This is a genomic window from Roseobacter denitrificans OCh 114 (assembly GCF_000014045.1).
Classification (GTDB): domain Bacteria; phylum Pseudomonadota; class Alphaproteobacteria; order Rhodobacterales; family Rhodobacteraceae; genus Roseobacter; species Roseobacter denitrificans.
The window spans coordinates 2,749,300-2,772,066 of record NC_008209.1; the positions used below are offsets into that span (position 1 = coordinate 2,749,300).

A 22,767-nucleotide genomic window follows, 5' to 3' on the forward strand; every position below is an offset into this window, starting at 1 on the left:
CTCTCATCCTCCCCTTAAATCCGTCCAGCGCCGCGCGGCTGCCTTCACCCGTCATCCAGCTGAAAAAACAGCGTGGTGAGCGGCGGCAAAACCACGTCGATCGAAAAGGGCCGACCGGCGGCCGCGATATCGGCGCTTTGCACACCGCCCAAGTTGCCCAAACCGGTCCCGCCATAGCAATCCGCATTGGTATTCAGCCGCTCCACCCATCGCCCGGCCTGCGGCACGCCGAGGCGATAATGTGATCGCTCGACCGGCGTGAAATTACTCACCACAAGCATCGGTGCGCCGCCATCCGGCCCATGTCGCAGCCAGGCAAGGACCGACGCCTCGGCGTTGTTTTCGTCAATCCATTCAAAACCTTGCGCTGCGCAGTCCAGACCATGAAGCGCCGCATTTTCCCGGTAGAGCGCGTTCAGATCACGCACAAGGTTCTGCATGCCGCGGTGTTGCGGGTGATCCAACAGGTGCCAGTCAAGACTGCTGTCGTGGTTCCACTCAACGCCCTGTGCAAACTCGCAGCCCATGAACAGCAGCTTTTTGCCCGGATGCCCCCACATGAAGCCGTAATAGGCGCGTAGGTTTGCGAATTTGTCATCCCCCTGCCCCGGCATCTTATCGAGCAATGACCCCTTGCCATGCACCACCTCATCATGGCTGAGCGGCAGGATGAAGTTTTCCGAAAAGGCATAGTGCAGGCCAAAGGTCATCTCGTGGTGGTGGTATTTGCGATGGATCGGATCCTGCTGCATGTATTGCAGCGTATCGTTCATCCAACCCATGTTCCACTTGAAGCCAAAGCCCAGCCCCCCTGCGTCCACTGGCGCGCTCACACCCGGAAAGGCGGTGGATTCCTCGGCAATGGTCATGATGCCCGGCACCTCGCCGTAACTTTCGGTGTTCACTTTCTGCAAGAATGAAATGGCTTCGTAGTTCTCGCGCCCGCCGTCCCTGTTCGGGATCCACTCGCCATCCTTGCGCGAATAGTCGCGGTAGAGCATCGAGGCGACCGCATCCACACGCAGCCCATCGACATGGTGTTCCTGCAGCCAGTAAAGCGCATTCGCCGCAAGGTAATTTGCGACCTCCGCCCGCCCGTAGTTGTAGACCAGCGTGTTCCAATCGGGGTGAAACCCTTCCTTGCGGTCGGCATGTTCGTAAAGGGCCGTGCCGTCAAACCGGCCCAGCCCATGCGCATCCTCCGGAAAATGCCCCGGCACCCAGTCGAGGATCACGCCGATGTTTTCCCGGTGGCACGCAGCGACCAGCGCGCGGAATTCGTCCAACGTGCCATGGCGGATCGTCGGTGCAAAGAGCCCGATGGGCTGATAGCCCCATGACCCGTCAAAAGGAAATTCAGAGACCGGCATCACTTCCATATGGGTGAACCCCATGTCCTTGACGTAAGCCACCAGTTGATCGGCCAGTTCCACATAGCTGAGCGGGCGATTGCCATCTTCCGGCACGCGCCGCCATGAGCCGAGATGCACCTCATAGATCGACACGGGCTGATCAATGCGCTGCACATCCGCGCGCCGCGTCATCCACTGCGCATCATCCCACGCGTAGCCGTCGATCTTGCGCACAACCGATCCGGTGCGCGGCGGGTGCTCGGCCCCGAAACCGACCGGGTCCGCCTTTTGCGGCAGCAGTGATCCATCCGGCGCGATGATTTCGTATTTGTAAATCTCGCCCTCGCCAATGCCGGGCACGAAGATTTCCCAAACACCGGTCGCCCCCCGCTGGCGCATCATCATGCGCCGACCATCCCAGACGTTGAATTCGCCAACCACCGACACGCGCTGCGCATTGGGGGCCCAGACGGCGAAATGCGTGCCTGCAACACCTTCATGCGTAATGACATGGGCGCCCAACACACTCCATAGGCGACGATGTGAGCCCTCTCCCAGAAGATATTCGTCGATATCCCCGATCACGGGGCCAAAGCGATAAGGATCATCCATCTGCCACTGATGCGCGCCTTGGGTGATGCGCAGATGATAGGCAAAACGCTTCTTGCGCCGCGCCGCGGTGCCCTCGAAAAGCCCCGGCGTTTCCGTCTGGTTGAGCGTGACGATCACGCGCCCGGTCTTGGGGTCCAGCGCCTCCACAGTCTCGGCACCGGGCAGAAAGACGCGCAGGCTCAGCTTTCCCGCAACCTCATGCAGGCCGAGCACGGAAAACGGATTGCCGTGACACCCCGCGGCGAGCTTTTCGGCATCTGTTTGTGAGATATTCACACCACGTGTTCCTTCAGGCGACGTTCTGGTCTGCGTCGCGTTGTTCCAGCAGGCTTTGCGCTTGCCAGATGTCCTTGGCATAGCCGCTGATCGTTCTGTCAGAGGAGAACCACCCCACGCGCGCGGTGTTCAACGCGGCCATCCGGGTCCAGGTGCGACTGTCGGCAAAGGCCGTATCGACCTGGCGTTGCGCGGCGAAATAGGCGTCAAAATCACAGGTCACAAGGAAGTAGTCGTGATCATAAAGGCCATTCACAAGGTTCACATAGCGATCCCTGTCGCCACCGGAAAACAGGCCTGATCTGATCTGGTCCAGCACTTCGCTCAACCGGGGGCTCGCGGCAATTGCGGTACGGGCATAATCAGGCTCTGCCCGGCGCGCCGTCACCTCCGCCGCCGTCAAGCCAAACAGAAAGAAATTCTCGGCCCCGACGCAGTCGCGGATTTCCACGTTGGCGCCATCGAGCGTGCCGATGGTGGGCGCGCCGTTCAGGGCGAATTTCATGTTGCCGGTACCGGATGCTTCCTTTCCGGCGGTCGAGATCTGTTCCGAGAGGTCCGCCGCCGGGATCAACATCTCGGCCATGGAAACATTGTAGTTTTCCGGATAGACGATTTGCAGGAATTCACGCGTGACCGGGTCCGCATTGATGACGCGTGCGGCGTCGTTGATCAGGTGGATGATCTCTTTTGCGACCACATAGCCCGGGGCCGCCTTGCCCCCGAACAGTTTGACGCGCGGTGTCCAAGCGCCATTCGGATTGGCGCGGATGTCATTCCAGAGCGCAACCGTTTCCAGCAGGTTCATCAGCTGGCGTTTGTATTCATGGATGCGTTTGATTTGCACATCAAACATGGCGGCGGGATCGACGCTGACGCCATCGCGCGCCTTGAGCCAATCGGCAAGCCGCGCCTTGTTGGCGTCCTTGGCCGCCTGAAACCGGTCGAGGAACGCGCTGTCCTCCACATGCGCCGTCAAGCCCGAGAGCTGATCAAGATTATCCGGCCAGGCGGTTCCGATCGTGTCATTGATCAGCCCGCGCAGCGGCCGGTTGCAGGTGTAAAGCCAGCGGCGCGGAGTAATGCCGTTGGTCTGGTTGATGATGCGGCCCGGATAGGCCGCGTTGAGGTCCGAAAACACCGTTTCCTTGACCAGTTCGGAGTGCAGCGCAGAAACGCCATTGACGTGATGGGCCATGACAAAGGCCAGTTCGCCCATCTTGACCTCGCCATGCTCAAAGATGCGCACGGTTTCGCCCGCCGTGGCGAAATGTGCCGCCTCGATCAGCTGGATGATGCGGTAATGGCGCGGCAGCACACGCGCAAACAGGTCTTCGGGCCAGCGCTCCAGCGCTTCCGGCAGCAGCGTGTGGTTCGTATAGGCAAGGCAAGCGCGGGCGGTGGTGATGGCCTGCGCCACTTCGAACTGGTGCTCATCCATGAGCAAACGCACCAGTTCCGGACCGGCAATCGCCGGGTGCGTATCGTTCAGCTGGATCGCAACATGATCCGGCAGGTCCTTGAGCGCCCCGCCCTCGCTGAGAAAGCGGCGCAGCAGGTCCTGCAGGGAGGCGGAAGTAAAGAAGTACTCCTGTTTCAGGCGCAGCTCCTTGCCCACATCGGTGGTATCGTCGGGATAGAGCACACGGCTGATGGTCCGCGCGAGCGCTTCGGGCGCGCTGGCCGCGATGTAATCGCCACGGTTGAAGCTTTCGAGGTCGAAATTGGTGGTCGGTTTGGCCGCCCATAACCGCAGCGTATTCGCCCACCGTCCCTGCCAGCCCAGCACGGGCGTGTCATAGGCCGATGCCATAACCGTTTCGCCCGCGTGCCAGACGGTTTTGCCGTCTTCAACTGCCACATGTCCGCCGAAATGGATGGGATAGGTCACTTCGGGGCGCTCAAACTCCCAGACATGCGCTTGTGAGAGCCATGTCTCTGCCGTCTCGATCTGCGCACCCTCTTCAAAATGTTGTTCAAACAACCCGTGTTCATAGCGGATGCCATATCCGTAGGCCGGGATTCCAAGCGTCGAGAGCGAATCCATGAAACACGCCGCCAATCGCCCCAGCCCGCCGTTGCCAAGCGCTGCGTCGGGCTCGTTGGCCACGACATCGCCGTAGTTTTGACCCAGCGCCGTGATCGCCTCTTCTGCGATGTCCTCAAAGCCGAGGTTCACGGCCACGTCCTCCACAAGACGCCCGATCAGAAACTCCATCGACAAATAATAAACGCGCTTGCCGCGTGCTTCATAGGTCTTGCGGGTGCTCTCGAACCACGGTTCCACCACATGATCGCGCAGGCTCAACGCCAGTGACATGCGCCAGTCATAGAGCGACGCATGCTCCGGGTCCTTGCCCAGCGACAATTTCAGATGGCGCAGGATGGCCGCGCTGAACGCTTCAACGGATGGGGCAGAAATACGGGGTGTGGTCATCGTTATCATATACTCTCGGTTGCGGCGCAAACGCGTGCACCTTAGCTCATTTTGGATGGTGGTACAGGTTTCACGGCGCCACCGCCACTCATCATAGGTTCAGTTCCTGCGCCCAAGGCGGGTTTGCACCTGCGCGGGCGACCGTGACTGCCGCCACACGCGCGCCAAGGGCCAGCGCATCTTCCATATCAGCCGGGCCGATGTCCTTTATGCGGGCCTTGCTCAGAAAACCCGCTCTGGACAGATGCGCCAGCACGCCGGAGTTGAACGTGTCCCCGGCACCAACCGTATCAACGACAACTGCCTTTTGTGCGGGCACAGAAACCGCGCGCCCATCCGTGAAATGGGCCGACGCACCGGCGCTGCCACGGGTGACGATGACGATGCGCACGCCCTTTTCGGTTATGGACATCGCCTTATCCTCTGTCGTGCCAGAACCCGGCAGTATCCAGTCGAGATCCTCATCCGACACTTTCAGGATATCGGCCCCGACCATCATGCGGTCCAGCCGGGCGCGATACCGTGCCTCGTCCCGGATAAACCCCGGGCGGATGTTCGGATCCAGCATGATCACGCGCTGCGCGCCGTCCCGCAGGGCCAGTGCCGCATAGAATTCGGCGCAAGGCTCACTGATCAGGCTGATGCCGCCGAAGTAAAGCGCCGTGACATCTGGCGATAGGTGCGGCAGTTGTTCGGGCTCCAACATGCGCCCGGCGGTGTTTTCATCATAAAACGTATAGCTCGCCTGCCCACCGCTCAGCCGCACGAAGGCCAGCGTCGTTGGCAGGTCTGATCGCACGGCATAATCCGCGCTCACATGGCTCGCCGCGAGGTCCGACACTAATTGCTGCCCAAAGAGGTCGGTCGACAGCCCGGAAAGGAACCCCGTCGGCACCCCAAGACGGCCCAGACCGATGGCGGTGTTGAAAATCGCCCCGCCGGAGTGCGGCACAAATCCTTCCGCGCCCGCGCCGGTGGGCGTCGGGATCATGTCAATCAGCGCTTCGCCGCAGCACAGTATCATTCCGCTTTTCCCATGTTGTGAACCGCGCGCGTCACTGGCCCAGGGCGCTGGCCGCTTTCGCGAGGCTCTCGATGGCGGCCCAGTCATTCTGTGCAACCAGATCTGCAGGGGCCACCCAACTGCCCCCGGCACAGAGCACATTCGGCAAGGCCAAATAGCTTTGCGCGTTTGCCGGGCTGACGCCCCCGGTCGGGCAGAATGAAATCTGCGGCAGGGGTCCGCCGATGGCCTTCAGGGCGGGCGCACCGCCCGAGGCCTCCGCCGGGAAGAACTTGAGCATGTCATAGCCGCGCGCCAGCAGACGCATCGCTTCGCTCGCGGTAGCGGCCCCTGCCAGAAGTGGTAATTCCAGCGCTTCGCAGGCATCAATCAGGTCGTCCGTCGCGCCGGGTGAAACGCCAAAGGTTGCCCCGGCCTCTTTCGCGGCGCGCACATCATCGGGCGTCACGAGCGTGCCTGCCCCGACCACGCCGCCCTTGACCTGTGCCATGTGCGCGATCACCTCAAGCGCCGCGGGCGTCCTCAGCGTGACCTCGAGGGCGGGCAAGCCACCGGCGATCAGGGCTTCGGCCAGCGGCCTTGCCTTGCTGGCATCTTCCACGACCAATACCGGGACAATTGGTGCCATGCCGCAGATGTCGCGGGCGCGTCTGCTTGCGTCTTGAGGGGTCATCTGTGTTTTCCTTTCCTAGAACAGCGCGCAGGCACCGGTATCTGCCGATCCCACCTGGCGGCGGAAATTGGCAAACAACTCGCGCCCGAGACCGAATTCATTCGCCGACAGATCAGCCTGTGCAACCGCCCGATCCAACACGCCATCCGTCAGGATTTCAAGCACTCCGGCAATCGCATCCACGCGCACAATATCCCCGTCGCGCAGCTTCGCAATCGCGCCGCCATCCAGCGCCTCGGGGCTGACGTGGATCGCCGCAGGCACGGAGCCCGAGGCACCGGACATCCGCCCATCCGTAACAAGAGCCACGTTCAGCCCTTTGGCCTGCAGGTTTTTCAAGGCGGGCGTCAGGCTGTGCAATTCGGGCATGCCATTGGCCTTGGGTCCCTGAAAGCGCACGACAATCACGGTATCCTGCGTGATTTCACCCGCCCGGCAGGCATTCTTGACCGTCTCCTGATCATGGAAGACGCGCACCGGTGCCTCGACAATCTGGTGTTCCGGTTTGACCGCCGACGCCTTGATCACCGCATTGCCCAAGGAGCCGGACAGCCGTTTGAGACCTCCTGTCGCCTGAAACGGGTCCGCTGCAGGGCGCACGATCTTCATGTTCAGGCTTTCGGTGGTTCCCTGTTCCCAGACGACCTCGCCCTCGATCAGCTTTGGCTCCTGCGTGTAAAGCTCCAGCCCGCCGCCCGCGACGGTTTTTGTATCGCCGTGCAGCAATCCGGCCCCGAGTAGTTCGCGGATCATGTAGCCGAGCCCCCCCGCCGCATGGAAATGGTTCACATCCGCCAGACCGTTGGGATACACCCGTGCCAGCAGCGGCGTCACATCCGAAATATCCGAAAAATCCTGCCAGTCCAGAATGATCCCACCGGCCCGGGCCATCGCCACCAGGTGGATCAGCAGATTGGTCGAACCGCCGGTTGCATTCAACCCGACGATACCATTGACGAAGGCCTTTTCCGTCAGGATATCGCAGACCGGCGTGTAGCTGTCGCCCAGATCAGACAGAGCCAGCGCACGCTGTGCACCCGCTTTGGTCAGCGCATCGCGCAGGCCTGTATTCGGTGTCACAAAGCTGGTGCCCGGCAAATGCAGCCCCATGAATTCCATCAGCATCTGGTTGGTATTGGCCGTGCCGTAGAATGTGCAGGTGCCCGGCCCGTGATAGGCGCCCATCTCGGCTTTCATTAATTCCGCGCGGCCCACTTCCCCGGCAGCAAATTTCTGACGCACGGTGCTTTTTTCGTCATTGGACAGACCCGAGGTCATGGGACCCGCTGGCAGGAACACGGTGGGCACGTGACCGAAGGTCTGCGCCGCGATCACAAGACCGGGCACGATTTTGTCACAGACACCCAGATAGACCGCCGCATCAAAGGTGTTGTGGCTCATCGCGACAGAGGTCGCCATGGCAATAACATCGCGCGAAAACAGGCTGAGTTCCATGCCCGGCTCGCCCTGTGTCACGCCGTCACACATGGCCGGAACACCGCCTGCCACCTGTGCGGTCCCGCCTGCCTCGCGCGCGGCTTCGCGGATCAGATCGGGAAAACGCTCGAAAGGCTGATGCGCGGAAAGCATGTCATTATAGGTGGTGACGATCCCCAGATTGCCCGCCGTTTCATGGGCCAGCTTGGCCTGATCCTGTCCCGCGCCCGCATAGGCATGCGCCTGACCGCTACAGCTCAGATGTGCGCGCGCCGGGCCCTTGACCCGTGCGGCGTTCATACGGTCCAGATACTCTCCACGGGGGCCTTTGCTGCGTTCGATAATGCGCCGGGTGACGCGATCAATCGTCTCGTTCAGGGGCATGTCGCTTTCTCCAATGGCTGTGACGTTCAAACGGACCGGCTCAGGTCAGCTTTTGGCCAGTGTCGCCAGTTTGCGTCCAGTATCGATCATGCGATTGGCAAAACCCCACTCATTGTCATACCACGTCACGACACGCACCAGCCCGTCGCGCGTCACTTTGGTTTGCGGCGCGGCAAAGCAGGACGAATGCGAATCGTGGTTGAAATCAATGGATACCATCGGGTCCGTTTCATAGGACAGAACCCCCCGCATCGGCCCCTCGGCGGCGGCTTTGATCGCGGCGTTGATCTCATCGGCGCTCGTGTCTTTCTCCGGCACAAAGCTGAGGTCCACGAGGGATACATTCGGTGTCGGGACCCGCACTGCGGACCCTTCAAGACGCCCCTCAAGGCGCGGCAGAACCAGCGCGATGGCCTTGGCGGCCCCTGTTGAGGTCGGTACCATCGACAGGGCTGCTGCCCGCCCACGGTAGGGGTCTTTGTGCGCGGCGTCATGCGATGGCTGATCGCCGGTATAGGCATGGATGGTGGTCATGTAGCCGGTTTTGATACCGACCGCCTTGTCCAGAACCGCCGCCACCGGAGCCAGACAATTCGTCGTGCAGGACGCGTTGGAGACGATCGCATCATCCTTGGTCAATTCGTGATCATTGACGCCAAACACAACGGTGCGATCCGCATCCGCCCCGGGTGCCGAGATCAGAACCCGGCCAGAGCCGTTCTTGAGATGCAACGCGGCCTTATCGCGCGCCGTGAAAAACCCCGTGCATTCCATCGCGACATCCACGTCGCCCCACGGCAGTTCCGCCGGGTCGCGCAACGCACTCACCCGGATCGGCTTGCCATTGACGATGAGCGCATCGCCCTGCACTTCAACATCCCCCTGAAAGCGTCCGTGCACACTGTCGTATTTCAACAGATGCGCCAGCGTTTCAGGGCTGGACAGGTCGTTGATGGCGACAACTTCCACATCGGAAATTCTGTTTTCGACCAATGCGCGCAGGACACCCCGCCCAATTCGTCCAAAGCCGTTGATACCTACCTGATGGGACATCCTATCCTCCTGAGACTGCATATGCATGTGCTGGCAACCAGCGCCGTTGATCTGTTAGCGCTAACGATCACAAATCGCCAGAGATTTCAATGCCTGATTTTACCGGGCCTGCCTTGCTCTGTGAACATAGCTTGCCGGCCCGGTGTCACGCAGCCCGGACGTTGCTATAATACGGCCTTGATCAGACGGACCAAATCCGCCTCTGACAGGGTGCAGGGATTGGCCTGCATCGACGAACTGACGGCTGCATCCTGCGCAACCGTGCTGAGGCACACATCGGGGGTCATCCAACGCCCCAGCCGCGCCAGACCCCAACTGTCCAGCATGTCCGCCCAGGCTGCCGCATCAATTGGCGTCCGGATTCCAAAGGCTTGCGACAGATGCGCCGCTACCTCATCAAAGCGGGCTGCCTGTTGGTTCAATCCTGACAAGGCCGCCCGGTTCGCCTGCAAAACACCGCCCAGAAGCCTGCCGCAGATCAACCCATGCGGCGCACCGCTGCGCCCGCCAATGGCACCAGCAAGGCCGTGCACAGCCCCCAGACCCGCGTTCGCAAGCGCCATGCCCCCGCACAGGCTCGCGAAGGCCATGTCGTCTCTTGCCTGAGCATCTTCGCCTTCCAGAAGTCGCGCCAGCGCATGGGCCGCCTTGGGAATCGCCTCCCGGCACAGGGCATCCGTGACCGGGTTGCTGCGTTTGCTGAGGTAGGGTTCGATCACCTGCACCAGCGCATCAAGACCGGATGCAAGGGTCACGTCTTTCGGGGCATCGTCCATCAACTCAGGATCGACAATCGCCAGACGCGCCAGCATCCTGTCATCCCGCAGACTGACCTTGCGGCCCGAACCGGGGACACCGATCACGGCATTCTTGGTGACTTCCGAGCCCGTGCCAGCCGTGGTTGGGATCGCCACAAACGGCAGGGGCGCAGCACGCAGCGGCAGGCCTTTCCCAACACCCTCCAGATGATCAAGTACCGGCGCATCCCCCGGCGCCAGCGCCGCAAGCGCCTTGCCCAGATCCATGACAGAACCACCCCCGACCGCCACGACAACATCCACAGGGCCCGCCTTGATCTGCGCCAAAGCCTCTTGCAGCATGTCGATATCCGGCTCCGCCCGACAGCGAATGGATTGGATGCTGCATCCCGCGGCGCTCAATTCCGCCTCAAGCGCGTCCACCCAAACCACGGAGTGCCCGCGCACCAGACAGACCCCGGTGCCGAACGCCGCAACCGCCTGCGCCGCTGATACGCGCGCACCGCGCCCAAAAGTGACCCGGCCCGCGGTTTGAAAAGTGAATGTGGCTGACCCCATGCCGTTCTCAAAAGCGCAGGGTGGCATCCACCGCCCGCTTCCAGGCTGCGTATTTCCTGTCGCGCAGAGCCGCGTCCATCTGCGGCGCAAAGGTCTTTTCAAGAGCCCAGCTTGCGGCAAATCCGGCCTGATCAGGATATAGGCCCGCACGTTGCCCCGCCAGCCACGCCGCCCCCAAGGCGGTTGTTTCAAGCACTTTGGGGCGATCCACCGGCGCATCGATAATGTCAGACAGGAACTGCATCGCCCAGTCCGAGGCTGACATGCCCCCATCCACCCGCAGCGTTGCACGCACGTCACTGCCCTGCCAATCCGCTGTCATCGCATCCAACAGATCGCGGGTTTGGTATCCGACGCTCTCCAGCGCGGCCCTGGCAAATTCGTCCGGCCCTGAATTTCGCGTCAGCCCGAACACAGCGCCCCGACACTCGGCATCCCAATAGGGCGCGCCCAAGCCCACAAATGCAGGCACCAGCACCACATTCTGGTTCGGGTCCGCGCGTTCTGCCATCGCTTGGGTTTCGCTGGCCTTGCGGATGGTTTGCAGCCCATCACGCAGCCATTGCACCACAGCCCCGGCGACGAAAATCGACCCCTCAAGCGCATAGGTCGGTTTGCCATCAAACTGATAGGCGATCGTGGTCAGCAACCGATTGCTCGAAGCCACTGCCGTGTCGCCTGTATTCAGCAAGGCGAAACACCCCGTGCCATAGGTCGATTTCAACATGCCCGGTTCAAAACACGCCTGCCCGATTGTCGCCGCCTGCTGATCGCCCGCCACCCCAAGGATTGGCACGGGGCGGCCAAACAGATCAGAGCGCGTCACGCCAAAATCCGCCGCGCAGTCTTTTACCTCCGGCAACATCTGTTGCGGAATATCAAACAGCGCGCAGATCGTCTGGCTCCAGCGCCCTTTGTGGATGTCATAAAGGGACGTGCGCGCGGCATTCGTGGCATCCGTGACATGGGCCGCCCCGCCGGTCAGTTTCCAGATCAGAAAGGTATCAACCGTGCCAAAGAGCAATTCACCGCGCGTTGCGCGGTCCCTTGCACCTTCCACATTGTCCAATATCCACTTCAGCTTGGTCGCCGAGAAATACGGATCCGCCAGAAGCCCAGTGCGCGCGGTGATCATCTTGTCATGACCTTCATCGCGCAGCGTCTTGCAATAGGCCGCCGTGCGCCGGTCCTGCCAAACGATCGCGTTGTAAACCGGCTGACCTGATGTTTTATCCCAGACCACCACGGTTTCGCGTTGATTTGTGATCCCGATGGCGGCGATGTCCTCAGGCTTCAAGCCTGCTTTTTCGATGGCCGCGCGGCAGGTCCCTGCGGTGGTTGCCCATAAATCGCCGGGATCATGCTCAACCCAGCCGCTGTCGGGATAGTGTTGCGCGAACTCCTCCTGCGCGGATGCGGTGATGTTCATCGACGCATCAAATATGATCGCGCGTGACGACGTGGTTCCCTGATCAATGGCCAAGATATGGGTCATGCACCCCTCCCCCAAGTTATTGTGCAGCGTCAGAGCCTTCTTTTAGCCTGTGTGCCTGCATAAAGTCATCCAGAACAGAAACTTCCTGCGGACTCATGCGCAAGCCCAATTTGTTGCGCCGCCACAGGATATCTTCGGCTGTTTGCGCATATTCATGGGTCATCAGCCAGAGCACCTCGCGCGCGCGTAACCCATGACCGAAGTGTTCGCCCAATTCTTCAACCTTCTGTGCACCCGCCATGATGTCCCAGCTTTCGGTGCCATAGGCGCGCACCAGCCTGCGTGCGCAAAAATGCGAAAGAAAAGGAAAATCATCACGCAGCCGCGCGACAAGCGTGTCGAAATCCCCGACCGCGAAATCGCCGCCCGGCAAGGGCACACCCGCCGTCCAATGCCCCGAGGTGCCGGGAAAGAACGGCACGATCCGCTCCATCGCATCCTCTGCCAGCTTGCGGTAGGTCGTGATCTTGCCGCCAAAGACATTCAGGATCGGCGCGCCACCTGCCTCATCCACCTTGAGCGTATAGTCCCGCGTCGCCGCCGTCGCACTGCTTGCCCCATCATCGTAAAGCGGGCGCACCCCGGAATAGGTCCAGACCACATCGTCGCGGCTTATGTCATGGTCGAAATACTGGTTGGCGAAATCAATCAGATAATCACGCTCCTGAGGCGTGCATTCAGGCGACACCGACGGGTCGGGATGCTCTGCATCCGTCGTCCCGATCAACGTGAAATCCGTCTCATAGGGAATGGCAAAGATGATGCGCCCGTCCATGCCCTGAAAAAAGTAACATTTGTCATGATCATAGAGTTTGCGCGTCACGATGTGGCTGCCGCGCACCAATCGCACGCCTTCGGTCGAGTTTATCCGCACCTTTTGCTGGATGATATCCCCGACCCACGGCCCGCCTGCATTGACCAGCATGCGCGCCCGCAGCTTGCGCATCTGCCCTGTGGTCACGTCCTGCAGGCTCACCTCCCACAGATCGTCGACGCGCGCGGCAGACACGACTTTGGTGCGCACCATCACGGATGCTCCCCGCGCGGCAGCATCACGCGCGTTCAGAACGACAAGGCGCGAATCCTCAACCCAGCAATCTGAATATTCAAAAGCCTTTTCGAACTTTTTCACCAGTGGTGCGCCCTCAGGCCCCCCGCGCAAATCCAGCGTTTTTGTCCCCGGCAGGATGTCGCGACCACCCAGATTGTCATACAGGAAAAGACCAAACCGGATCAGCCATGCAGGCCGCCGCCCCTTCATCCAGGGCATTACGGTATTGAGGATGCGCGAGGTTGGCGTGCTGCCCTCGAACCTCATGTCGCGGTGATAGGGCAACACAAAGCGCATGGGCCAACTGATATGCGGCATGGCTTTCAACAGCACTTCACGCTCTGCCAGAGCATGTTTGACCAGATTGATCTCGAAATACTCAAGATAGCGCAGACCGCCATGAAACAGCTTGGTCGATGCAGAAGATGTGGCCGAGGCCAGATCGTTCATTTCTGCCAGCGCAACATGCAGGCCCCGCCCGGCCGCATCGCGCGCGATACCGCAGCCGTTTATGCCACCACCGATGATGAACAGATCGTAGGGCTTCTCTTGATCATTGGGCACTGCGCGGTCTTTCTCGTCATCCAAGTGCATTTCGCCTAACGCAGCCATCCTGCGCATTCAAGCATTTATCTTCGAAATTTTTCGTTTAATGTACAAAAGAGAGAAAACGAACAATTTCGATCCATCGTCCTTGGCGCATAATCGGCACGACGATCCGCGATTGAGGCCAGCAAAGGCACAGAACAGCACCGATGACACAAAACTTCCGGCACGCCGACATCCTGAACATCGCGCAAAAAGAAGGCAAAGTAACCGTAGATGACCTTGCAGACCGGTTCGGCGTCACCCTCCAGACCATCCGCCGGGATCTGACCGAACTGGCAGCAGACAGAAAGCTGGAACGCGTGCATGGCGGCGCGGTCTTGCCCTCGGGCACCACGAACATCGAATATGATGAAAGACGCCGCCTGAACGCCGATGCCAAGACATCAATCGCCCGCGCCTGTGCGGCACGTATCGACGATGGCAGTTCGGTGTTTCTGAACATCGGCACCACCACCGAAGCCGTGGCCCAGCACCTGCTGGATCACCGGAACCTGATGGTTGTGACCAACAACATGAACGTGGCCAGCATCATGGGACACAACGCCAACAGCCGGACGATTGTGACCGGTGGCGCACTGCGACGCAGCGATGGTGGCCTGATCGGCCATGTGGCGGTTGAAACCATACGCCAGTTCAAATTCGACATCTCGGTGATCGGATGCTCGGCGCTGGATGTGTCCGGCGACCTGCTGGATTTCGATGTCGAAGAAGTCAGCGTCAGCCGTGCCATCATAGCGCAATCGCGCAAATGCTATCTGGTCGCTGACCATTCGAAACTCAGCCGCTCCGCCCCTGTGCGAATTGCCGCGCTGCACTCGCTGACAGGTGTTTTCACGGATGCGCCCTTCCCGCCCGTGCTCGCGCAGCGCTGCGCCGATTGGGGGGTTGAGGTGATCCTGACCGATTGAACACGACCGCACAGATCAGCACCCAGCCGTTGCGATGTCGCAAGCAAGCCCCTGCGTTGGTCCTGCGCGAGCGCTGCGGCATCTCCACGGCAAACCGCAGTACGGCGCAATGCAGTGCAGTTTTCATCAATTATCACTCAGGTGATCCAACGGTACGGACACCGCGCATCGCCGTTTTCACAGATCGCCTGCCCCAGGTCGCAAAGGTGATCTTCGTATTTTCCGGATCAGGTCAATCAGGGCATGACGGCGCGCGAACTTACCTCTGATGCGTCGCGTGTCGGGCGGTTGCGCGGTGCGTCGCGGCGCGCTTGTGGGCGTCTGGGCACAATCGTGCTTGCCGCTTCAGGTGGCGCGGTGCACGCATGATCCGCACCGAGGCTGCATGCCGACATCGTGCTCACCTCCAGCGGATCATGCGCCGAAGCCTCAAGGGCGCCTGCAACCCGCGCTGCCAGCACCAGAAACCTTTCAACAACATGCGCCGCAGCGCTGTCGCGCCACGGGGCTACATCCTCTCTGGCGTCAGGCGCTTGAGCCAAAGACACCATCCTGACATCCGCAAAAACCGCAGCAGCCTCAGATCTGATGCGGCGAAGAACCTTGGCCTTGTCAGCTTCGTTTTGCAGCATATCCGCCCGCGTCAAAACGAGCATGGAGTTTGCCTGAACCTGTGGATCAACATCCTCCCATACCGCCGCTTCGCTCTGACGCCAGGCCTGCGTCGCGGGGCTGCACCACAGGACACCGTCTGCGCAGGACATCATGCGTTCCCAGACACGGCTCGACATATTGGGATCGGATGTTCCCGGCATATCAATCAACTCGCAGTGTCTGAGGATTTCCGCCTCGCAGTGAAGCTTGATGAACGCCACTTCATCAAACGACGTCCCCGCGAGATCCTCTAGACTGCACGATGTTTCATTCCCCGCCAGATCGACGATCACAGACGGTTGTGATCCATGAATTATCCAGACCGGTGGCAGTTGTGTTGCAACGACCTGAACCGGCAAGGCGGTGACGCCAAGCATCAGGTTCGCCAGCGTGCTTTTGCCCGCACTGAATTCACCCATCAGCGCAAAGCGCGGCAAGCGCGGGCCGCGCATGGGCGGCCAGAAATCAGCGCTGTCTGCCAGGCGTTCATCCGTCATCTTCGTGCGTATTCATTCAAGGTCGCCATCGCCTGTTTCAGCACCGCGCGCCTGTGCTGCGGGGCGTGGCGGGCAATATAGGCTGCTAGCTCTTCCGGGCTTGCCCGGTGCATATGGGTCAACCGTTCGAAAACATCCAGTTGTTCGGACAGGAAGTCGTCAAAGATCGCGATGGCCTCACCCCGAACCGATTGCGCCAGATCGTCATGCATGGCCTTGAGAACAGGGCTGATTTCCGATTTGAGCAGCTTGTGAAAATGCGCCGCATGGGCAGTGGTGCCGCGCCGCCGCCGCCACCACTGCTTCCACCAGCGGTCATTCAGATCAAGCGCAATCGTGCTGCCCAAAGAGACTGGCGGCGGCACCTGCGGCGCACGCGGGCGGGCGATGTCCAGCGTATTGCCACCCAGAGCAAAGGCTTGCGCATAGATGTCCATCACCTCCGCCGCCGCCGCCTCTGTCGCCCTGTCAAACGCTGATTGGCAGTTGCGCGCCAACACTTTGTGTGACGCCCTCAGCAGCGCACGAAGCCCTGCCGGGTCATAGCGCCAGGTGGTCTGACTGCCATGACGCGCAAGATGCTCGATCAGCGCCACGGTTGCACGCTCCAGAAAGCTGTTCTGCACCCGCTCCATCCGCGCGGCAAAACGCGACAGGATGGCGTCGAATTCTGAGCGTATGTCCGATTTCCGGGCGCTGATCATCCGTGTGAAGCGTTCCTGCGACTCGCTGCCTTGAACCCGCGCGATGGCGCGTGTTTCTTCGGTGGCGTTGCTGATTTCACGCGCGACTGCGAGACCGGAGGTCAGGTTGAGCGCGCTGGCCGCGACCCGCTGCAACATTGCCGCGCCAACACCGTCTGCGACGCGCTGCGCGATGGCGTCCTGCAAGGCGGGCAGCCCGGACAAACGCCAGGCGATGCGCTCATCCGGCGCGCCTGTGTCAGCGTCTGCCGCCCAACTGGCCAAGGAGGCCGCACTTGAAGCAGGCATATCCGCCAGCCGCATCTGCAAGGCATATCCGGCCCAGAGCGCGCTGCCAAAGAGAACTTCGGCCCGTCTGGGCCCCTGGTGCTTTTTCAAAGTTGCGGCGATACTCTCGCGGATCTGCGGGATCTGGGCCGCCGGATCGGACAACTCGTCCACGCGGTTGACAAAGATGACGACATCGCGTGATTTCACCAGTGAAATCAACCGGATCAGCGCCATATCCGTTGAAGACAACGCTTGATGCGCCGACAGGACAACGACGCAGATCTGGCTGTCCCGGATCGCACGGATCGTGATTTGCTCGCGCATCATGAAGGTATCATTCACCCCCGGCGTATCGCGAAGACAAAGCGGCATCGGCAGCGCCGCGCGCGTCATGTACAGATCGGCGGATTTGGTGATGTCAGCAAAGCGCCCTATCATGTCGCTGTCGGCCTGATCCAATGCGTCACCAAGGCAGACGTAGCGTTCGACCAACTCTTTATCGACGTGGTCATACGCGCGCTGCTGACCCAACAACTTCTCGAACCTGTCCCCGAGCCGCCGCCGCGATGTCTCGCGCATCTGCAGGGCCTGTTGCTTGATCTTTTCCAGCTCCGCTTCGGCACCCGCCCTGCGGGCGAGTTCTCCGATACGCCCGCCACCACGGATCAGCCGGTCCCATTCTTCCTTGTCGAAAAACCTGAACGTAGCGCGGTTTTTGAACCCCGATGTTTCGGGGCGTAGATGCAGCGAGGTGATAACCGACGTCCATGGATTGACATCCGCAGGCAACAGGTCCGGCGCACCGATCAGCGCGTTGACCAGCGACGTCTTGCCGGATTTGACCTGCCCGATCAGCGTGACGGATGGTTCGAATGTCTCAAGCTGGCGCACCAAGCGCTCAACACGGCGCGCGGTGGCTGGATCACCAAGTTCGGCCAAGTCTCGCAGCTTCGCTTGAACCCGGTCACGGGATGCGGCGAAACTGCGTAACGCCTCAAGGCCGCAGCCGAGGAGGTCGCCCTGTCTTGCCTTGATAAACCCCGCCTTGTTGCCGCCATTCAGCGCATTCATTTGAACCATCCAGTCGCCCGGACACTTCGTCGAACCCGTTTCTCGTAGCCATATCTGTTGACGTGTTGTGTCATTTTCTGCCCAGGGATCCATCATCCTCGCGACAGCATGCTTGCAAATTGTGCCACGAGTATGGCTTGATCCCGACGCAACGGCTGCGCGTCTTTAAAAATTTAGGAAATGGCCGCAGGTGCGCGCACAGCATTGCGGCGCAAGGATCATAACCGGGTTCCGGCAGCTGCACCGCCCCTGATTTTGCACGTTGGCCGCATCGGCAAAGACGTGCCGCCGTTACCAACCGTTGAAACGCAGAAGCCGCGGCGGGTCTTTTGCGCTGCACCGTGGCGGTGGTGTCCGGTGGCTGTTTATGCGGATCGCTCTGATCGTGCGCCGCGTTTTGACATCCTGCGCGCCGTGGCCGCACGGGGTTGGTTTGGGAAAAACGCTCTCATCGCCAACGCCCCGGCAAAACTAAGGATTGCTCGGCAAGGCAGTGCCTGGCAGCCAGAACAGAACCCGACGCGCGTCACAAAGCGATACGCGTCGCCTTGCCGCGGCTTTCCGCTTCGCGCGCGGCCACGGATGCCACCGCAAGATCCTGAAGCCCGACGCCAGTGCCATCGAACAAGGTGATCTGCTGATCACTGCTGCGTCCGGCATGGGTGCCGTTGATCACCGCGCCGATGGGCGTGATTTCGGCATCAGACAAGCGGCCCGATGCCACCGCATGCTGCGCTTCGCCAATCGTCACAGACTGTGCGATTTCATCGGCAAAGACAGTCGCGGACACGAGCAGTTCGGGGTCAACCTCCTGCTTGCCCTTGGTATCCGTGCCCATGCAGGCGATATGCGTGCCCGGCTTGATCCAGTCTTTCATCAACAAGGGCTCAAAGGCCGAGGTGATGGTGATGATCACATCCGCCTGCGCGCCAAGCTCTTCCTGCGTGACGGCTTCAAAGGCCAGCCCAAGCTCTTCTGCCACAGCGCCGAGGCGTGGTAGCATATCGGGATGCGGATTCCATGCGACGACTTTCTCGAAATCCCGTTGCTCTGCGGCTGCGCGCAACTGAAAGGTCGACTGATGCCCTGCCCCGACCATGCCCAGCACTTTGGCATCCTTGCGCGCCAGATGCGCGATGGAAACGGACGAAGATGCCGCCGTGCGCACAGCCGTCAGGTAATTGCCCCCAACGAGCGCCTCCAGCATACCTGTGTCCGGATCAAACAGAAAAATCGTGGACTGGTGGTTGGTCAGACCCTTGTCCATATTGCCCGGCCAGTATCCGCCGGATTTCACACCCAGCGTTTTGCCCGCCTTGTCGAACCCGGATTTGAACCCATAAAGCGCATCGGCATATCCGATCGCCTCGCGGATGACCGGGAAGTTATAGGCGTCTCCCTTTGCCATGGCCCCGAAAACGGCCTCGACGGCGGTGAAGGCATCGGCACTGCTGACGACCTCGGCACAGATATCTTCGCCTACGATCAAAAGTCCTTTGGACATCGGGTATTCCTGTCTTTGTCTTTTTTGTAAGTCGCGCCCGGGCGTGCCGGGCGCGGTGTCACTTCTGATGCCGGGTGCGGCTCAGTAGGCCTTGCCACGCGCCGATACCGGCCAGAGCGTTTCAACCTTGCCGCCGCGCACGCCGACATACCAGTCGTGCACATTGCAGGTCGGATCACAGTGACCCGGGACCAGTTTCAACTTGTCATTGACCTTGAGCGCCCCATGCGGGTCGGCAACAACCCCATGCTCATCCGAGCATTTGACATATTCCACATCCGTGCGGCCATAGATCGTCGGCAGACCACTGTCCACAGATTGCGCCTTGAGGCCCGCATCCACGATGGCCTTGTCTGCCTTGGCGTGGCTCATCACGGAGGTCAGGATAAACAACGCGTTTTCCCACTCCCCCTGATCAATCCGGTTGCCATTCTTGTCGAGAATACGCCCGTAATCTGCATCCATGAAGGCGTAGGACCCACACTGCAATTCGTTGAACACGCCCGAAGCGCTTTCAAAATAATAGGAGCCCGTGCCGCCACCTCCTACGATGTCACACTCCAGACCCGCCACCTTGAGCAGATCAAGGCTTTCGCGCACCTGATCAATGGCGATCTGTGTCTTGCGCTTGCGGTCTTCGTAGCTGTCCATGTGCTGCATCGCGCCCTGATAGGCCTGGATACCGGCAAACTTCAGACCCTCCGCCGCGTCAATCGCGAGTGCGAGATCAACGACCGGCTGGCCATATTGCACACCGCACCGGCCCGCGCCCACGTCGATTTCCACGAGGCATTCGATTTGCGTACCGTGGCGCAACGCCGCCTGCGACAGATCGGCCACATTGTCGATGTCATCGACACAGCAGATGGCGCGCGCACCCAGTTTCGGCAGACGCGCAAGACGGTCGATCTTTTCGGGCTGGCGCACCTGGTTGGAGACCAGCACATCCTTGATCCCACCGCGGGCAAAGACCTCAGCCTCTGAGACCTTCTGACAGCACACACCGACAGAGCCGCCAAGTTCTTCCTGCAAGAGCGCCACATCGACGGATTTGTGCATCTTGCCATGTACCCGGTGGCGCATGCCGTGCGCCTTGGCAAAATCGCCCATCTTCTTGATGTTACGCTCCAGCGCGTCGAGGTCCAGCACAAGGCAGGGCGTCTGGATATCGGCCTCATCCATACCAATCGCGGCAGGGATATCATAGCCGACTTCATAGTCTTCAAAGTTCACTTGCTTGTTCATGGTGCATCCTCCTTAGCCCAGCGTCCAGGGCAGTTTATCCAAATCCACATTGCCACCGGTGATGATCACCCCCACGCGCTTGCCCCGGAAAACCTCCGGGTTGCGCAGGATTGTGGCCATCGGCACGGCACAGCTTGGCTCAATCACGATTTTCATCCGTTCCCATGTCAGCTTCATCGCGTCGATAATCTCTTGCTCAGACGCGGTCAGCACATCCGTCACAAAACTGGACACAAAGTGCCACGTGTTCTCCTTCAGGGGCACCTTAAGCCCGTCAGCGACGGTCACAGGCGCGTCATCGGCAATGATATGCCCGGCCCGGAACGAACGCGCCGCGTCATCGGCCTGATCCGGCTCCGCTGCGTATATCTCGATCTCGGGCGCGCGGTTTGACAGGGTCAGACAGGTGCCCGAAATCATGCCACCTCCGCCAATCGGCGCGATAACCGCATCCATATTCTCAACCTGCGACAACATTTCAAGCGAACAGGTCGCCTGCCCAGCGATCACGCGCGGATCGTTATAGGGATGCACAAAATTCGCGCCCGTCGCCGCCTGCACTTCGGCAAAAACCGCTTCGCGGCTGGTGGTTGAGGGTTCGCATTCGGTGATGATCCCGCCATAGCCCCGCACGGCTGCCTTTTTCGCTTCGGGGGCGGTACGCGGCATCACCACATGACACGGAATACCGCGCCGCCCTGCCGCATAGGACAAGGACAAGGCGTGGTTGCCCGATGAATGCGTCGCCACACCTTTTTCAGCCATCTCGTCGCTGAGGCCAAAGACGGCGTTGGACGCCCCCCGCACCTTGAAGGCACCGGCCTTTTGGAAGTTTTCGCATTTGAAAAACAACTCCGCCCCGGTCAGCGCATTGAAATACGACGACGTCAGAATGGGTGTTTCGTGGATATAGGGTTTGATCCGGTCATGCGCGGTGCGCACGTCCTCAAGTGTCAGATCCGACCCGGTCATAGCATCCAGCATCTCGCCCTCCCTATGCAGCAGATTTGATGGCAGCACCGGATTTGGAGCGGAAATGCTCTTGCGCCGCCGCCACACCACTGCCCAATTCAATCGGGTAATCAAGGTCTGCCATCGCCATCTCGATCGTCGCCAGACCTGAAAGCACCATCACATCCGTCAGGCTGCCAAGATGTCCGATGCGGAAGGCCTTGCCATTCATCTCCCCAAGCCCCACGCCGAAAGACACGCCGTATTGGTTGAACGCCTGATCCGTCAGCGCATTACTGTCAAAACCCTCGGGCACGTAGATCGCACTTACCGTGTCGGAATAGAGCGACGGGTTTTGCGCGACAAGCTCAAGACCCCATGCCTTGACTGCGCAGCGTACACCCTCGGCAAGGCGTGTATGACGGGCATAGACGTTGTCCAATCCTTCCTCGAACAACATCTTGAGGCTTTCGCGCATCCCGTAGATCAATTGCAGCGGCGGCGTATACGGGAAACCACCCGATGCATTGGCCCCCATCATGTCCCTGAAATCAAAGAAGGTACGCGGCAGGCTTGCGGTCTGCATCGCGGCCAGTGCCTTTTCACTGACGCCGAGAATGGCCATGCCCGTCGCCAGCATGAAGCCTTTTTGCGAACCCGACACGGCGATATCGACGCCCCAAGCATCCATCTCAAACGGCATGGAAGCAAGCGAGCTGACGCAATCCACGAAAAGCAGCGCCGGATGCGCGGACGCATCCATCGCGGCGCGCACTCCGGCGACGTCGGATTTGACGCCGGTCGCGGTTTCGTTGTGCGTCACCAATACGGCCTTGATCGCATGTGATTTATCGTCGCTCAGTGACGCTTCGAATTTATCGGCAGGCGCGCCCGTGCCCCAAGGGCACTCGATGACCTGAACATCCAGCCCATGCCGTTCGCACATGTCAATCCAGCGGTGGCTGAACATGCCATAACGCGCCACAAGAACCTTGTCGCCCGGGCTGAGCGTGTTGCACAGCGCCGCCTCCCAGCCCCCTGTCCCACTGGCGGGAAAGGTAATGACGCGACCGGAGGTCGTGCCGAAGACTTTCTTCGTGTCCTGCAGGACAGGCGCAAATGTGTCCACAAAATCAGGTGCGCGGTGGTCGCGGGTCTGAACCTGCATCGCGGCCCGCAAACGATCCGGAATATTTGTAGGCCCCGGAATAAACACTGGATTTTGGTCTGACATGGCGAACTCC

At 60.4% G+C, this 22,767-nt stretch carries 16 protein-coding genes; 1 reads left to right on the plus strand and 15 read right to left on the minus strand.

The window, feature by feature from the left end; genetic code table 11:
- Nucleotides 1–44 precede the first annotated feature (44 nt).
- The 9 genes from glgB to glpD form a co-directional block, all read right to left on the minus strand.
- Nucleotides 45–2,240, minus strand: a complete 2,196-nt coding sequence (glgB, locus tag RD1_RS13240; RefSeq protein ID WP_011569017.1) for a 1,4-alpha-glucan branching protein GlgB — start codon at nucleotides 2,238–2,240, stop codon at nucleotides 45–47.
- 13 nt (nucleotides 2,241–2,253) lie between these two features.
- A complete protein-coding gene (locus RD1_RS13245; protein WP_011569018.1) occupies nucleotides 2,254–4,677 on the minus strand; it encodes a glycogen/starch/alpha-glucan phosphorylase in 2,424 nt (807 codons plus the stop codon).
- Nucleotides 4,678–4,768: 91 nt separating this feature from the next.
- Complete coding sequence (locus RD1_RS13250) at nucleotides 4,769–5,701, minus strand: carbohydrate kinase family protein (protein WP_011569019.1); 933 nt, start codon at nucleotides 5,699–5,701, stop codon at nucleotides 4,769–4,771.
- A 31-nt stretch (nucleotides 5,702–5,732) separates the two neighbouring features.
- Nucleotides 5,733–6,374 (minus strand): bifunctional 4-hydroxy-2-oxoglutarate aldolase/2-dehydro-3-deoxy-phosphogluconate aldolase, encoded by a 642-nt coding sequence (gene eda, locus RD1_RS13255; RefSeq protein WP_011569020.1) that lies wholly within the window; start codon nucleotides 6,372–6,374, stop codon nucleotides 5,733–5,735.
- Nucleotides 6,375–6,389: 15 nt separating this feature from the next.
- A complete protein-coding gene (edd, locus tag RD1_RS13260) occupies nucleotides 6,390–8,195 on the minus strand; it encodes a phosphogluconate dehydratase (protein ID WP_011569021.1) in 1,806 nt (601 codons plus the stop codon).
- A 45-nt stretch (nucleotides 8,196–8,240) separates the two neighbouring features.
- Nucleotides 8,241–9,248, minus strand: a complete 1,008-nt coding sequence (gap, locus tag RD1_RS13265; protein WP_011569022.1) for a type I glyceraldehyde-3-phosphate dehydrogenase — start codon at nucleotides 9,246–9,248, stop codon at nucleotides 8,241–8,243.
- 164 nt (nucleotides 9,249–9,412) lie between these two features.
- Entirely contained in the window at nucleotides 9,413–10,564 is a 1,152-nt protein-coding gene (locus tag RD1_RS13270; RefSeq protein ID WP_044033141.1) for an iron-containing alcohol dehydrogenase, read from the minus strand.
- A gap of 7 nt (nucleotides 10,565–10,571) precedes the next feature.
- Nucleotides 10,572–12,059 (minus strand): glycerol kinase GlpK, encoded by a 1,488-nt coding sequence (glpK, locus tag RD1_RS13275; RefSeq protein WP_011569024.1) that lies wholly within the window; start codon nucleotides 12,057–12,059, stop codon nucleotides 10,572–10,574.
- A 16-nt stretch (nucleotides 12,060–12,075) separates the two neighbouring features.
- Entirely contained in the window at nucleotides 12,076–13,698 is a 1,623-nt protein-coding gene (gene glpD, locus RD1_RS13280; protein WP_245897286.1) for a glycerol-3-phosphate dehydrogenase, read from the minus strand.
- Between the two features lie 167 nt (nucleotides 13,699–13,865).
- On the opposite strand from glpD, the gene RD1_RS13285 reads away from it, so the two are divergent.
- Nucleotides 13,866–14,627 carry a DeoR/GlpR family DNA-binding transcription regulator gene (locus tag RD1_RS13285; RefSeq protein ID WP_011569026.1) on the plus strand — a complete coding sequence of 254 codons (762 nt, stop codon included), beginning with the start codon at nucleotides 13,866–13,868 and terminating at the stop codon, nucleotides 14,625–14,627.
- Between the two features lie 236 nt (nucleotides 14,628–14,863).
- On the opposite strand, the gene RD1_RS13290 is transcribed toward RD1_RS13285, so the two are convergent.
- The 6 genes from RD1_RS13290 to bhcA all read right to left on the minus strand — a co-directional run bounded on the left by RD1_RS13290 (nucleotide 14,864) and on the right by bhcA (nucleotide 22,757).
- Nucleotides 14,864–15,778: a dynamin family protein gene (locus tag RD1_RS13290; RefSeq protein ID WP_011569027.1), complete on the minus strand. Its 915-nt coding sequence runs from the start codon at nucleotides 15,776–15,778 to the stop codon at nucleotides 14,864–14,866.
- Nucleotides 15,775–17,823 (minus strand): dynamin family protein, encoded by a 2,049-nt coding sequence (locus tag RD1_RS13295; protein ID WP_044033468.1) that lies wholly within the window; start codon nucleotides 17,821–17,823, stop codon nucleotides 15,775–15,777. The genes RD1_RS13290 and RD1_RS13295 overlap by 4 nt, the downstream gene beginning before the upstream one ends.
- 526 nt (nucleotides 17,824–18,349) lie before the next feature.
- Nucleotides 18,350–19,327 carry an iminosuccinate reductase BhcD gene (gene bhcD, locus RD1_RS13300; protein WP_011569029.1) on the minus strand — a complete coding sequence of 326 codons (978 nt, stop codon included), beginning with the start codon at nucleotides 19,325–19,327 and terminating at the stop codon, nucleotides 18,350–18,352.
- Nucleotides 19,328–19,408: 81 nt separating this feature from the next.
- A complete protein-coding gene (bhcC, locus tag RD1_RS13305; RefSeq protein ID WP_011569030.1) occupies nucleotides 19,409–20,572 on the minus strand; it encodes a 3-hydroxy-D-aspartate aldolase BhcC in 1,164 nt (387 codons plus the stop codon).
- A 12-nt stretch (nucleotides 20,573–20,584) separates the two neighbouring features.
- The gene (gene bhcB / locus RD1_RS13310; protein WP_011569031.1) at nucleotides 20,585–21,556 is read right to left on the minus strand and encodes a beta-hydroxyaspartate dehydratase BhcB; all 972 of its coding nucleotides are present in this window, start codon (nucleotides 21,554–21,556) and stop codon (nucleotides 20,585–20,587) included.
- 10 nt (nucleotides 21,557–21,566) lie between these two features.
- Nucleotides 21,567–22,757 (minus strand): L-aspartate--glyoxylate aminotransferase BhcA, encoded by a 1,191-nt coding sequence (gene bhcA, locus RD1_RS13315; RefSeq protein WP_011569032.1) that lies wholly within the window; start codon nucleotides 22,755–22,757, stop codon nucleotides 21,567–21,569.
- Nucleotides 22,758–22,767 lie beyond the last annotated feature (10 nt).

Bases quoted from the DNA above. Each gene is read 5' to 3' on its own strand.
- eda (WP_011569020.1), bottom strand. From the start codon at position 6,374: ATGACCCCTCAAGACGCAAGCAGACGCGCCCGCGACATCTGCGGCATG.
- bhcB (WP_011569031.1), bottom strand. From the start codon at position 21,556: ATGCTGGATGCTATGACCGGGTCGGATCTGACACTTGAGGACGTGCGC.
- gap (WP_011569022.1), bottom strand. From the start codon at position 9,248: ATGTCCCATCAGGTAGGTATCAACGGCTTTGGACGAATTGGGCGGGGT.
- RD1_RS13285 (WP_011569026.1), top strand. From the start codon at position 13,866: ATGACACAAAACTTCCGGCACGCCGACATCCTGAACATCGCGCAAAAA.
- RD1_RS13270 (WP_044033141.1), bottom strand. From the start codon at position 10,564: ATGGGGTCAGCCACATTCACTTTTCAAACCGCGGGCCGGGTCACTTTT.
- RD1_RS13290 (WP_011569027.1), bottom strand. From the start codon at position 15,778: ATGACGGATGAACGCCTGGCAGACAGCGCTGATTTCTGGCCGCCCATG.
- RD1_RS13245 (WP_011569018.1), bottom strand. From the start codon at position 4,677: ATGACCACACCCCGTATTTCTGCCCCATCCGTTGAAGCGTTCAGCGCG.
- bhcA (WP_011569032.1), bottom strand. From the start codon at position 22,757: ATGTCAGACCAAAATCCAGTGTTTATTCCGGGGCCTACAAATATTCCG.
- RD1_RS13250 (WP_011569019.1), bottom strand. From the start codon at position 5,701: ATGATACTGTGCTGCGGCGAAGCGCTGATTGACATGATCCCGACGCCC.
- glpK (WP_011569024.1), bottom strand. From the start codon at position 12,059: ATGACCCATATCTTGGCCATTGATCAGGGAACCACGTCGTCACGCGCG.
- bhcC (WP_011569030.1), bottom strand. From the start codon at position 20,572: ATGAACAAGCAAGTGAACTTTGAAGACTATGAAGTCGGCTATGATATC.
- edd (WP_011569021.1), bottom strand. From the start codon at position 8,195: ATGCCCCTGAACGAGACGATTGATCGCGTCACCCGGCGCATTATCGAA.
- bhcD (WP_011569029.1), bottom strand. From the start codon at position 19,327: ATGTCCAAAGGACTTTTGATCGTAGGCGAAGATATCTGTGCCGAGGTC.
- RD1_RS13295 (WP_044033468.1), bottom strand. From the start codon at position 17,823: ATGAATGCGCTGAATGGCGGCAACAAGGCGGGGTTTATCAAGGCAAGA.